Below are 12,867 nucleotides of genomic sequence, written 5' to 3' on the forward strand. Positions count from 1 at the left end.
CCGCGATCGGTCTACTTGTCGTTCAGCGCCTGCGCTTCAGCCAGCACGGCATCCACGTGCCCCGGCACCTTCACACCACGCCACGCCTTGCGCAGCACACCGTCCTTGTCGATCAGGAAGGTGCTGCGGTCCACGCCCAGGTATTCCTTGCCGTACAGCTTCTTCAGCTTGATTACGTCGAACAGCTGGCACAGGGTCTCGTCCTTGTCGCTGATCAGCTCGAAGGGGAAGGCCTGCTTGGCCTTGAAGTTCTCGTGCGACTTGATGCCGTCACGGGACACGCCGAACACCTCGGTGTTGGCCGCCTGGAAGGCTGCGTACTGGTCACGGAAACCCTGGCCTTCGGTGGTGCAGCCCGGAGTGCTGTCCTTGGGGTAGAAGTAGAGCACCACTTGCTTGCCCGCCAGGTTCGCCAGGCTGATGCTCTGGCCACTGGTGGCCTGGGCCTGGAAATCGGCGACGGGTTGGTCGAGTTCTACGGCCATGAGGGCTTCCTTACAATGGGTTTTGTGGGCGCCAAGGTTCGATCAGAGCGTCCAGGTTCAGGGCGTCGGCGAAGTCCAGGAACTGGTCGCGCAGCCAGCTGATCTGCGTGCCGGCCGGCAGGGTCACGGTGAAGGTGGCGTTGAGCATGGTGCCGCCGGTCTGTGGCGCCTGGTAGGTGTCGCAGGTCAGGTTCTCGAGTTCCACATGGTGGTCGATGAAGAACTGGCACAGCTCGTTGATGATGTCCGGGCGATAGGCGGCGCTGACATAGGCCACGTACGGCAGGGCCAGCGGGCGCACTTCAAGTTCGGCGCTGCGGACCACATTCACGGTGAAGGTGTGTTTCTTGGCCAGGCCCGGCAGGGCTGCCTCGAAACGCGCCAGGGCATCCCAGCTGCCGGCAACCTGCAGGACCAGGGCGCTGCACTCGCCATGGCGGGTCAGGCGCGAGGTCACGACCGAGCAGCGATTATCGTTGCTGGCCCGGCACAGAATGTTGGTCAGCTCCATGGGATTGGCGCCCAGGGCACTGATGACAAGGAATTGTTCGCGAACGGTGGGGGTGGACATGCAGCATTCCTAAAGCGATGAGCGGTCGGTACCTGACGGGGCAAATCGGCGGGAGGGCGTGGTCCCGGGGCTCAGGATCGAGGCTTTGGGCACTGCCTGCGCAGGTTGTCGGCAGCCCGGCGGGCCGCTGTGTACCGATCAAAGAGAGAAGGGTAGCGAAAATGGCCGCCGAGGGGAATGCTCCGGCCTTCTGCTTCGCTTGTGCAAGCCCGGTGGCGCCAGTACCATTACCGCTCTCTTTTTCCGGCAGGAGCAGTTTCATGATTGCGGGCAGTATGGTGGCATTGGTCACACCCATGGATGCACAAGGGCGTCTGGACTGGGACAGCCTCAGCAAACTCGTGGACTTCCACCTGAAAAACGGCACCCATGCCATCGTTGCGGTCGGTACCACCGGCGAGTCGGCAACCCTGGATGTCGATGAGCACATTGAAGTCATCAAGGCCGTGGTCAAGCAGGTCGGCGGGCGTATCCCGGTGATCGCCGGTACCGGTGCCAACTCTACCAGCGAAGCGGTACACCTGACCCAGAACGCCAAGGACGCCGGCGCCGATGCCTGCCTTCTGGTCGTCCCGTACTACAACAAACCGACCCAGGAAGGCCTGTACCAGCACTTCAAGCACATTGCCGAAGCCGTCGACATCCCGCAGATCCTCTACAACGTTCCCGGCCGCACCTCCTGCGACATGCAGGCCGAGACCGTGATCCGCCTGTCAACCGTGCCGAACATCATCGGCATCAAGGAAGCTACCGGCGACCTGAAGCGCGCCAAGGCCATCCTCGACGGCGTGAGCAAGGACTTCATCGTACTGTCCGGCGATGATCCGACTGCCGTTGAGCTGATCCTGATGGGCGGCAAAGGCAACATCTCCGTCACCGCCAACGTCGCCCCGCGCGAAATGGCCGACCTGTGCGAAGCCGCGCTTGAAGGCGATGCCGAAAAAGCCCGCGCCATCAACGAAAAACTCATGCCTTTGCACAAAGACCTGTTCGTCGAAGCCAACCCGATTCCGGTGAAGTGGGCTTTGGTTGAAATGGGCCTGATGCACAAGGGCATCCGCCTGCCGCTGACCTGGCTGAGCGAATCCTGTCACGATACGGTACGCCAGGCCATGCGCCAGTGCGGCCTGCAGTTTTAATTGAGGACGTACACCGCATGAAGCGATTGGCTGGTCTTTCCGCCCTTGCCTTGATCATCTCCAGTACCAGTGGTTGTGGCTGGTTGTGGGGCGAAGAGGGTTACTTCCGTGACCGTGGCAGCGACTATCTGGAGGCCACTCAGAAGGCGCCGATGCAACTGCCACCTGACGTTGCCAACGTCAAGCGCCTGGACCCGCTGCTGCCGATCCCGCGTAACGTCGCCGACGACAACGTCAAGGGCGAGTTCGAAGTGCCACGCCCGCAGCCGCTGAGTGCCGGTGCCGATATCAGCGACTTCAGCCTGCAGAAAAGCGGCAGTGCCCGTTGGGTCCTGGCCCAGCGCTCGCCCGCCGAAGTCTGGCCGGTGGCCCGACAGTTCTTTGAAGACAACGGTTTCCGCATTGCCGAAGAGCGTCCGCAAACCGGTGAGTTCAACACTACCTGGCAGCGCTTCGACGAGCTTTCCGCCTCCATGGCCAAGCGCCTGGGCAGTGCCTCGAGCAGCAGCGACAACGAAGTGCGTACCCGTGTGCGTATCGAGCCGGGCGTCCAGCGCAACACCAGTGAAGTCTACATCGTGACCGTCGAGCGTCCGGCCGGCAGCACTGCCGAGCAAGCGTTCCCGGAGCGTTCGAACAACACCGGTGTCGACGCTATCCTGGTTGACGAAATGCTCGCCAGCATGACCCGCAGCGCCGAGAAGGGCGGTTCGGTGTCGCTGCTCGCTGCCCGCGACTTCGACGCCCCGAGCCGCGTCAGCCTGAGCGAAGACGGCAGCGGCAACCCGGTGCTCAACCTGGGTGCCGACCTCGATCGCGCCTGGTCCAGCGTTGGCCGTGCCCTGGAGCAGGGCGAATGGCGTGTCGAAGACATCAACCGCAGCCTGGGCCTGTACTACATCAACCTGGCCGAAAAAGCCGAGACCAAGGACCAGGAGCCTGGCTTCTTCAGTCGCCTGTTCGGCAGTGCGCCGAGCAAGGAAGAGCGTGAAGCCCGTGCCGAGCGTTACCAGGTTCGCCTGAGCAAGGTCGGTGACAGCGTCCAGGTGACCGTCGAGAAGAACATCAACACCGTGGCCCCGGCTGACGTCGCTCGCCGCGTGCTGAGCGTGATTCAGGACAACCTGGGTTAAGTGCGCTTCGCCGTACTTGGAAGTGGAAGCCAGGGAAATGGCACGCTGATCGCCAGTGACAACACCCTTGTCCTGGTCGATTGCGGCTTTTCCCTGCGTGAAACCGAGCGGCGCTTGGCGCTGCTCGGCGTTTCTGCGCAGCAATTGAGTGCCGTACTGGTCACCCATGAACATGCCGACCACGTGCATGGGGTCGGGTTGCTGGCGCGGCGCTACAATGTACCGGTCTACCTCAGTCGTGGCACCTTGCGCGGCATGCGCAAGCCGGTCGAGGCAGCGGGATTTCTGGCTGCAAACGACACACTGCAGATCGGTGGCTTGACCATCAGCGCTGTCGGGGTCACCCACGACGCACTGGAGCCGCTGCAGTATGTGTTTGACGACGGTAGCCGGCGCTTTGGCGTGCTGACAGACCTTGGCTCCTACGATTGCGCCTTGCTCGACAGCTACCAGGGCCTGGATGCCTTGATGATCGAGGCCAATCACTGTCGCGACCTGCTCGGACGCGGGCCTTACCCGATGTTCCTCAAGCAACGGGTGGGCGGCGACTACGGACATTTGAACAACCACCAGGCCGCGCGCCTGGTGTCGGAGCTGGGCTGGCAGAACCTGCAACACCTGGTGCTGGCCCACCTCAGCAGCAAGAACAACCAGCCACAGCTGGCCCGGCAATGTTTCGTCGACACCCTCGGGTGCGACCCGGACTGGCTGCAAGTGGCCAACCAGGATTGCGGGCTCGACTGGCGCGAAATCGCCTAGCCCATCTTATTTAGCAAGCGGAGCCCATCATGGAAAAACGTGAAGAACTCTACCGCGGCAAAGCCAAGTCGGTTTACAAGACCGACGACGCCGACCGCTTGATCCTGCTGTTTCGCAACGACACCTCGGCGTTCGACGGCAAGCGCATCGAACAACTCGACCGCAAGGGCATGGTGAACAACAAGTTCAACGCCTTCATCATGCAAAAGCTTGAAGAAGCCGGCATCCCGACCCAGTTCGACAAATTGCTGGGCGACAATGAATGCCTGGTCAAGAAGCTCGACATGATCCCGGTTGAATGCGTCGTGCGTAACTACGCCGCCGGCAGCCTGGTAAAACGCCTGGGTGTGGAAGAAGGCATCAAGCTTGAGCCTTCGACTTTCGAACTGTTCCTCAAGAACGACGAGAAGGGCGATCCGTTCATCAACGAATCCCACGTGGTCGCCTTCGGCTGGGGCACTGCCGAGCAACTGGCAAAAATGAAAGCCCTGTCGCTCAAGGTCAACGAAGTACTGAACAAGCTGTTCGACGACGCCGGCCTGCTGCTGGTCGACTTCAAGCTGGAGTTCGGTGTATTCCACGGCGAAATCGTCCTGGGCGACGAGTTCAGCCCGGATGGCTGCCGCCTGTGGGACAAAGAGACCCGCAAGAAGATGGACAAGGACCGCTTCCGCCAGGGTCTGGGCGACGTGATCGAAGCCTACGAAGAAGTTGCCAAACGCCTGGGCGTGCCGCTGTAAGCGGCAAGTTCACGCAAGCGCCTGATACCACGCGAATTTTTTTCGCAAACAGGCTTTGCCTTTAGGCAAACTGCTGGTATCATGCGCGCCACTGGAGAGATGCCGGAGTGGCCGAACGGGACGGATTCGAAATCCGTTGTACTGGCAACAGTACCTAGGGTTCAAATCCCTATCTCTCCGCCATACATCGAGAAGCCCCGCAGACTAAGGTCTGCGGGGCTTTTTCGTTTCTGGATTGTACGTAACAATTTAGTCCTGAGACCCAACCCTACACGCCCTTCACCGGTATGTGCTTGAACTTGTAGTGGTCTAATGATTCCGGACACTCATTTAGGGAACCTCCGATCAACGTGCCGCACGGTGCGGCACGTTGATCGGAGGTTCCGTAGGCTGTCCTATTCCGTCTTGAACCCTTCATCTGGCGGAATTCGATCCAGTTTCGGCGACGGCGATGAAATGACGAGTTGGGCGCGATCACGGCGCCCTAAAACCGGCCCAACCGATACGCCTCGATCCCTTCGACAGCCCGCGCCTCCATCAGCCCCGCCACCATCTCCGCCGTCACCGCCGCCTGGGTCAGCCCCAGGTGTTGATGACCGAAGGCAAGCAGCACGCGGCCATCACACACCCGGTCTATGATCGGCAATGAGTCCGGCAGCGAGGGCCGAAAGCCCATCCACGGCGTCGCCGCGTCGGCATTCAATTCGCGCTTGAACAGGCCCTGGCTCAGCCGCTGCAACTGCCAGGCCCGGGCCATGTTGGCCGGGCGCTGGAGCCCGGCGAATTCGACGGTGCCGGCCAGGCGCAGGCCGCCGGACATGGGGGTCATGATGAACTTGCGCTCCAGCGAGGTGACGGCGAACGGCAGCCGGTTGTGCTCGCGGGGCAGCATCAGGTGATAACCGCGCTCGGTGTCGAGCGGTACCCGCGTGCCGGTCAGCGCTTCGGTCAGGTGGGCCGAATGGGCGCCGCAGGCGATCAGCACGCGAGGCACCACCAGTTGACCCTGATCGGTGCGCAACGCGACGCCGTCGGCCTTGAGCTGTCCACCCTGCACGTCACGCCGGGCAAACTGCACGCCCGCGGCCATGGCGGCGTCGAACAACGCCTCCACCGCCTGGTGCGGATCGAGGAAATGCCCGGTGGCCGGGAAGAACAGGCCGCCCAACACGTGCTCGCTCAGTTGTGGCGCGGCGGCGCGCACGGCGTCCGCTTGCCACAGTTCTACCTCGACATTCTGCTGGCGCATGCGCGCTTGCAGGGCGTCGATGGCCGGGCGTGATTCGGCGCGCTCGAAGACCAGCAGCGAACCGTCCTGCTTGAGCATTTCCGCCCGGCCAATGGAGTCCAGCAGACGCCGCCAGGCCGACAGGCTGCCTTCGTTGAGGGCGCGGATGCCGGCCGCGCTGCGGCGGAACGGTGCCGGGCGCAGGTTGAGCAGCAGGCGGGTAAACCACGGCAAGGCCCGTGGCAGGTATTTCCAGTCCAGGCGCAGCGGGCCCATGGGGTCCATGAGCATGGCCGGCAGGCGCTTGAGAATCGACAGGTCGGCGATGGGAAAGACTTGCTCGGTCGCCAGGTGGCCGGCGTTGCCGAACGAGGCGCCCATGCCCGGCGCCTGGCGGTCCACCAACAACACCCGCTGGCCCTGGCGGGCCAGTTGTAGCGCGCAGGCGACGCCGACGATGCCGGCGCCGACCACAGCGATGTCCACGTTGGGGGTAAAGGTCGTGGCCATCGATCAGGCTTCTCTCTGGCCGTCGAGCAGGCGCCGCAAGTGCAGCGGGTTGCCGTGTTGCAGCGCGGTGGGCAGCAGGTTGTCGGGGAAGTCCTGGTAGCACACCGGACGCAGGAAGCGCAGGATCGCCGCGGTCCCCACCGAGGTGCTGCGGGCATCCGAGGTGGCCGGGAAGGGGCCGCCATGAACCATCGCATCGCAGACTTCCACCCCGGTCGGCCAGCCATTGACCAGCAGGCGTCCGGCCTTGCGTTCCAGCGTCGGTAGCAGGGCGCGGGCGTTGTCCAGGTCGCCGTCGTCCAGGTGCAGGGTTGCGGTCAACTGGCCTTCTAGGTGTTCGGCCACCTGGCGGACCTGTTCGTCATCGGCGCAAGTCACCACCAGCGACGCGGAACCGAACACTTCCGCTTGCAGGCTCGGATCGGTGAGGAAGTCCCGCGCCTGGGTGACGAACAGGTGCGTCTGGCACTGGTTGGGGCCTTCCGCGGCGAGGCCGGCGGCGGCGGTGTCGGCCTTGGGGTTGCCGGCCAGGGCTTCGATGCCGTTGCGGTAGGCGCTGAAGATGCCCGGGGTGAGCATGGTCTGCGCCGGGCTCCGCAGAATGTGCTGGGCGGCGGTGTCGATAAAGCGGTCGAGGTCGGCACCCTGGCGGGCGATCACCAGGCCGGGGTTGGTGCAGAACTGCCCGGCGCCCTGGTTCAGCGAGGCGACGAAGCCCTGGGCCAGCGCTTCGGCGCGCGCCTGCAGGGCGCAGGGGAAGAGGAACACAGGGTTGATCGAGCTCATTTCCGCGTACACCGGAATCGGCTCGGCGCGCGCCGCGGCCGCCTGGCACAGGGCGATGCCGCCGCTGCGCGAGCCGGTGAAACCCACCGCCTTGATGCGCGGATCGCAGACTAGGGCGATGCCCACTTCACGGCCCGAGCCGTATAGCAGCGAGAACACCCCTGGCGGCAGGTCGCACGCTTTCACCGCGCGGGCCAGCGCCTGGCCGACCAGTTCGCTGGTGCCCGGATGGGCGCTGTGGGCCTTGACGATTACCGGGCAACCAGCGGCCAGAGCCGAGGCGGTATCGCCGCCGGCGACGGAGAAGGCCAGGGGGAAGTTGCTGGCGCCAAACACGGCCACCGGGCCTAGCGGTACCTGGCGCTGACGCAGGTCGGCGCGGGGCAGCGGCTGGCGTTGCGGTTGTGTGTTGTCGACGCGTACGTCGAGCCATTCACCGGCGCGTACGGTGCGGGCGAAGGTGCGCAATTGCCCGCAGGTACGTCCACGTTCGCCCTGGATCCGGGCGCGGGGCAGGCCGCTTTCGGCCACGGCGCGATCGATCAGTTCGTCGCCCAGCGCTTCGATCTCGCTGGCGATGCTTTCAAGAAAGTGCGCACGGGCTTCAAGCGAGGTTTCCCGGTAGCTGTCGAATGCCGACCAGGCCAGGGCGCAGGCCTGGTCCACCTGCTCGGTGGTGCCGCCCGGATAAGCGGGTTCGAGCACCAGGTTGGTGGCCGGATCGATCGCCCGGATGGCTTCGCGGCTGCCGGTTACGGTGTGCTGACCGATCAGCATGTTGCCTGTCAGGGTCATGTCAGCTCCTGAAATGAATTCGAAGGGGCCGGCTGCGTACAGCCGGCAAGAAACGGAAGCGGCGCACAAGGCGCCGCGTGGGATCAGGCGACGTTGTTGCTCGCCGACCAGGTGGCGAACCACTGGCGGAACAGCGTGTATTGCGTCTCGGCGTAGTTGCGCTGGGCCTCGCTGAGTACGTCGGTTTCGTTGAAGTGCAGGCTGTACTCGGTGTCGCCATTGAGCACCATCAGGTGCTTGTAATACAGCACCAGGTCACAGCCTTCATCGAAGCTCGACAGCACTTGCAGGGCGTCCGACAGCTCCAATGCCTGGCGGCGGGCGACGGCGTCACCCTTGGCGGCTTTCTTGCTCAGGTCGACCAGCAACAGCACTTCACGCGGCAGGGCGTTGCCGATACCAGTGATGGCACCGGTGGCGCCGCAGTTGACGAAACCGTGCACGACCTGGGTGTCGACGCCGGCCATGAGGATCACGTCCTGGTCCTGTGAGGTGATGTGCTCGGCGGCGTAGCGCATGTCGGCGGCACCGCCGAATTCCTTGAAGCCGATCAGGTTCGGGTACTGGCGGCGCAGTTTGAAGAACAGGTCGGCGCGGGTGGCGAAGCCGTAGTAAGGGCTGTTGTAGATAACCGCTGGCAGTTTCGGCGCGGCTTCAAGGATTGCCGCGAAGTGCGCTTCCTGGGCCGCCGGCGAGGCGCCACGGGACAATACGCGTGGAATCACCATCAGGCCATGGGCGCCGACCTTGGCGGCGTGCGCGGCGTGGGACACGGCTTCGCGGGAGTTGACCGCACCCGTGCCGACGATGGTTGGAATGCCGGCGGCCACCAGGCGTGCCACGCCTTCCTGGCGTTCGGCTTCGGTCAGCAGCGGCCAGTCACCCATGGAGCCGCAATAAACCACGGCGCTCATGCCGGCTTCGATCAGCTCGCGGCCTTTTTTTACCAGCGCGTCGAAATCCGGTTTGCGCTCCGGGGTGCAAGGGGTCATCAGGGCGGGGATGGTACCGGTGAAGATGTTGGTAGTCATGAGTCTTGTCCTTATCGGTTCAGTTAGAGGGTTGCCCTTGAGGGCCTCATCGCCGGCAAGCCAGCGACGCTTTTTCAGATGCCCCAGGCAAAGGGGTCGTTTTCGTCGATGAGCAGCGTGGCGTCGGCGGTCATGTAGGCGCGGCCGGTGATGAACGGGCGGATACGTTCGCCGTCCCATTCGTAGCGACCTTCGAAGCGGCTGTCGGTGATGCTCGCCTGCACCCAGCGTTCGCCCGCGGCCAGCTTGCCGTCAGCGGCCAGGCAGGCCAGCTTGGCGCTGGTGCCGGTGCCGCAGGGTGAGCGGTCGTAGGCCTTGCCCGGGCACATGACGAAGTTGCGGCTGTTGGCCTCGGTGTCGTCGGCGAACAGTTCGATATGGTCGATCAACGCGCCGTCTTCGCCGTGGATGCCCTGGTCTTCGAGGGCACGAAGCATCTTCCAGGTGAAGTCGGTGAGCAGCTCGACGTTGCTCAGGTGCAGTTCCTGGCCGTGCTCGGACACCAGGAAGAACCAGTTGCCGCCCCAGGCGATGTCGCCGAAGACGCGGCCGTAACCCGGCACGTCCACTGGCACCTGCTTGCGGTAGCGATAGGACGGCACGTTGGCCACGGTGACCGCGCCGTCGCCATGCAGGGTGGCGCTGACCTGGCCGACCGGGGTGTCGATCTTGTGCTCGCCGGGGGCGATCCTGCCCAGATGGTGCAGCGAGGCGACCAGGCCGATGGTGCCGTGGCCACACATGCCCAGGTAACCGGCGTTGTTGAAGAAGATCACGCCGCAGGTGGCGTCTTCCGACACCGGTGGGGTGTACAGCGCGCCCACCAGGACGTCGTTGCCGCGGGGTTCCAGCAGGCAGGCGCGGCGCCACTGGTCATGCTGCTGGCGCAGGGCATCGCGCTTTTGCGCCATGGTCTGGCCGACCGGTTGCGGAAAACCGTCCAGCACCAGGCGGGTGGGTTCGCCTTCGGTGTGGGAATCGATCACGCGGAGCTGTTTCATCAGTCTTTCCTTCAAGAATGCGTTGTTGTCAGGTCAGCAGGCCTTCGATATCGCGCAGCAGGCTGCGCTCCACCCAGACGCCCTCGGCCTGCGAGCGCTGGCGCGCAGTGAAGCGGCGTTGCGAGGGCAGGCGCGCGCCCTGGCCGGTGATGGCGTGGAACAATTGCTCGGCGCGCTGCTGACCCTGCTCGAAATCGTCTGCGCCAAAGCGCTGCGGATCGAACGCCAGCAGCAGCTCGCCATGGCACGGCGTGGCGCCGGCACCGGCGTCGAAGGTCAGGGACTCGGCGCTGGTGAGGTCGCCGATCAGCGCCCCGGCCAGCAACTCGATCATGGCCGCCAGTGCCGAGCCCTTGTGCCCGCCGAAGGTCTGCATGGCACCGTCCAGCGCGGCGCGGGCGTCGGTAGTCGGTACACCGTCGGCATCCAGGCCCCAGCCCAGCGGGATGGCTTTTTCCTGGCGGGCGTGCAGCTCGATGTCGCCGCGGGCGATGGCGCTGGTGGCGAAGTCGAAGACGAATGGCTCCTGTCCCGCCCGTGGCCAGGCGAAGGCCAGCGGGTTGGTGCCGAACACGCCCCGGTTGCCGCCTTCCGGCGCCACCCAGGCATGGCTCGGCGTCATCGCCATGCCCACCAGTCCGTGGGCGGCGATGGCTTCCACTTCCGGCCACAGCGCCGAGAAGTGGAAGCAGTTGCGGATCACCAGCGCCGCCACGCCCTGTTTGTGCGCCGCTTCAACCAGCCGCGGCAAGCCGTGTTGAAAGGCCAGCAGCGAGTAGCCGAAGTGCGCATCCACTTTGACGATGGACGGCGCGGGCTGGCTCAGGGTCGGTTGCGCCGCTGGATCTACCTTGCCCGAGCGCAGCGAGCGCACGCATACCAGCACCCGATAGAGGCCGTGGGAGTGACATTCGTCGCGCTGGCCCTGGGTGATCACCTCGGCGATCGCCCGGGCATGGTCGTCGGCCATGCCGTTGTGGGTCAGGGCGCGGTGGGCCAGGTCGAACACCTGGTCGAGGCTGAGGTTGATGCGCGTGCTCATGGCGGGTCTCCGTTGGCTCAGGACAGTTGGGTGCGGGCGCCGGCCGGGGCGAACTGGGTGCTGTGCTCGACGTCGCTTTCAGCGTCGTCGGCCTCCAGTTGCACCAGGTGCGCCGGTACGCCGGTGGCCGCGCCCCAGTAGTAGATGCCGAGGGCACACGCGGCCACGACCAGGGTGTCGAATGGATGAGCGATGACACCCATGCCGCCGAAACTGCCGAGCCAGGAGAGCAGGATGGTCACGGCGTAGAAACCGATCAGCCAGGCCGACGAGCGCACTTGCTGGGCCAGGCTCAGGTGCTCGGTCGGCACGAAGCGGCCGCACATCAGGTAGATCACGAACATCAGGATTTGCAGGCTGAGCAGCCACGACACGGTCTTCCAGCCGGACCAGTAGACGATCAGCGCGGCGATGATGAACGACAGCGGACCAAGCAGCGCCATGCGGCGGACGCGAAACGGACGCGGTAGGTCAGGGGCGTTGCGGCGCAGCGCGGCGACCGACACCGGGGCGACGGCGTAACTGAGGATCAGCGCGGCGGAAACCACGTTGATCAGCGCTTCCCAGGACGGGAATGGCAGGGTCCAGAACACCGACAGGCCGAAGGTCAGCCACAGCGCCGGGCGCGGGATGCCGGATTGTTCGTCGATGCGGGTGAACACCTTGAAGAAAGTGCCGGTCTTGGCCCAGCCGTAGACCACGCGCGGGGTGGCGTTCATGTAGATGTTGCCGCAGCCGCTTGGCGAGATCACCGCGTCGGCGACCACCAGGTACGCCAGCCAGCCCACGCCCAGTGCCAGGGCGATGTCGCGGTATGGCAGGGCCAGTTCCTTGGCGATGCCGGACCAGCCGTTGGCCAGCATTTCGGTAGGAATGCCGCCGAGGAAGGCGATCTGCAGCAAGGCGTAGATGGCGGTGGACAGCAGCACCGAGAGAATCAGTGCGATCGGGATGGTGCGTTGCGGATTCTTCACTTCCGAGGCCACCGAGATGATCGGGGTCAGGCCCAGGTAGGCGAAGATGATGCCGCCTGCGGACACCGCCATTTCCACTCCGGAAAGGCCGAACGGCATGAAGCCCTGCGACGTGAAGTTTTCCGGTTTGAAGAAGGTGAACAACACGCCGATTACCAGCAGCGGCACGATGAACTTGAACACACTGATCAGGTTGTTGGACTTGGCGAAGGTCTTCACGCTGTAGTAGTTGAGGGCGAAGAACAGGCAGAGCAGGCCGAACTGCACCAGCCAGCCGAGCACGGTCGGGTCACTGGAGCCGACCTTGGTCAGCTCCGGGAACCAGGCCGCGGCGTACTGGCGCGCGGCGACCACTTCGATGGCCACCAGGCTGGAAAACGCGATCAGCGTGATGAAGCCCATCAGGTAGCCCAGCAGCGGGCCGTGGGAATAGACCGGGTAACGCACCACGCCACCGGCGCGGGGCAGGGCAGCGCCCAGTTCGCAGTAGACGATGCCCAGCAGCAGAACGGCGAAGCCGCCCAGCAACCAGGAAAAGATCCCCGCGGGGCCGGCGATGGCGGACACATGGCTGGCGGCGAACAGCCAGCCCGAACCAAAGATGGCCCCCAGTCCGATAAAGGTGAGGTCCATCAATGAAAGTTGTTTTTTGAACTTGCCTTTGCCTGACATG

12 protein-coding genes and 1 tRNA gene are annotated in these 12,867 nt (G+C 64.4%); 5 read left to right on the forward strand and 8 right to left on the reverse strand.

Going from position 1 to position 12,867, the window contains the following annotated elements; genetic code table 11:
* Window positions 1-11: 11 nt before the first annotated feature.
* Complete coding sequence (locus tag H621_RS0109180; RefSeq protein ID WP_028943104.1) at window positions 12-485, reverse strand: peroxiredoxin; 474 nt, start codon at window positions 483-485, stop codon at window positions 12-14.
* A gap of 10 nt (window positions 486-495) precedes the next feature.
* Window positions 496-1,056, reverse strand: a complete 561-nt coding sequence (locus H621_RS0109185) for a glycine cleavage system transcriptional repressor (protein ID WP_028943105.1) — start codon at window positions 1,054-1,056, stop codon at window positions 496-498.
* Window positions 1,057-1,316: 260 nt separating this feature from the next.
* Here H621_RS0109185 and dapA point away from each other — a divergent pair, with 260 nt between their 5' ends.
* The 5 genes from dapA (at window position 1,317) to H621_RS0109210 (ending at window position 5,010) form a co-directional block, all read left to right on the forward strand.
* A complete protein-coding gene (dapA, locus tag H621_RS0109190) occupies window positions 1,317-2,195 on the forward strand; it encodes a 4-hydroxy-tetrahydrodipicolinate synthase (protein ID WP_028943106.1) in 879 nt (292 codons plus the stop codon).
* Between the two features lie 17 nt (window positions 2,196-2,212).
* The gene (gene bamC / locus H621_RS0109195; protein ID WP_028943107.1) at window positions 2,213-3,328 is read left to right on the forward strand and encodes an outer membrane protein assembly factor BamC; all 1,116 of its coding nucleotides are present in this window, start codon (window positions 2,213-2,215) and stop codon (window positions 3,326-3,328) included.
* On the forward strand, window positions 3,329-4,087 hold the full coding sequence (locus tag H621_RS0109200; RefSeq protein WP_028943108.1) for an MBL fold metallo-hydrolase: 759 nt from the start codon (window positions 3,329-3,331) through the stop codon (window positions 4,085-4,087).
* Window positions 4,088-4,116: 29 nt separating this feature from the next.
* Window positions 4,117-4,827 carry a phosphoribosylaminoimidazolesuccinocarboxamide synthase gene (gene purC / locus H621_RS0109205; RefSeq protein ID WP_028943109.1) on the forward strand — a complete coding sequence of 237 codons (711 nt, stop codon included), beginning with the start codon at window positions 4,117-4,119 and terminating at the stop codon, window positions 4,825-4,827.
* 93 nt (window positions 4,828-4,920) lie between these two features.
* A tRNA-Ser gene (locus H621_RS0109210) sits at window positions 4,921-5,010 on the forward strand.
* 301 nt (window positions 5,011-5,311) lie between these two features.
* Here the strand turns inward: H621_RS0109210 and H621_RS0109215 are convergent.
* The 6 genes from H621_RS0109215 to H621_RS0109240 all read right to left on the reverse strand — a co-directional run bounded on the left by H621_RS0109215 (window position 5,312) and on the right by H621_RS0109240 (window position 12,866).
* Entirely contained in the window at window positions 5,312-6,565 is a 1,254-nt protein-coding gene (locus H621_RS0109215; RefSeq protein ID WP_028943110.1) for an NAD(P)/FAD-dependent oxidoreductase, read from the reverse strand.
* 3 nt (window positions 6,566-6,568) lie between these two features.
* A complete protein-coding gene (locus H621_RS0109220) occupies window positions 6,569-8,146 on the reverse strand; it encodes an aldehyde dehydrogenase (NADP(+)) (RefSeq protein ID WP_028943111.1) in 1,578 nt (525 codons plus the stop codon).
* Between the two features lie 83 nt (window positions 8,147-8,229).
* Window positions 8,230-9,177 (reverse strand): dihydrodipicolinate synthase family protein, encoded by a 948-nt coding sequence (locus H621_RS0109225; RefSeq protein WP_028943112.1) that lies wholly within the window; start codon window positions 9,175-9,177, stop codon window positions 8,230-8,232.
* Window positions 9,178-9,251: 74 nt separating this feature from the next.
* On the reverse strand, window positions 9,252-10,178 hold the full coding sequence (locus H621_RS0109230; RefSeq protein ID WP_028943113.1) for a 4-hydroxyproline epimerase: 927 nt from the start codon (window positions 10,176-10,178) through the stop codon (window positions 9,252-9,254).
* A 28-nt stretch (window positions 10,179-10,206) separates the two neighbouring features.
* The gene (locus H621_RS0109235) at window positions 10,207-11,220 is read right to left on the reverse strand and encodes an Ldh family oxidoreductase (protein ID WP_028943114.1); all 1,014 of its coding nucleotides are present in this window, start codon (window positions 11,218-11,220) and stop codon (window positions 10,207-10,209) included.
* Between the two features lie 17 nt (window positions 11,221-11,237).
* Window positions 11,238-12,866, reverse strand: a complete 1,629-nt coding sequence (locus tag H621_RS0109240; protein ID WP_028943115.1) for an APC family permease — start codon at window positions 12,864-12,866, stop codon at window positions 11,238-11,240.
* Window position 12,867: the final 1 nt, after the last annotated feature.

Source organism: Pseudomonas vranovensis DSM 16006 (genome assembly GCF_000425805.1).
Lineage (GTDB): Bacteria > Pseudomonadota > Gammaproteobacteria > Pseudomonadales > Pseudomonadaceae > Aquipseudomonas > Aquipseudomonas vranovensis.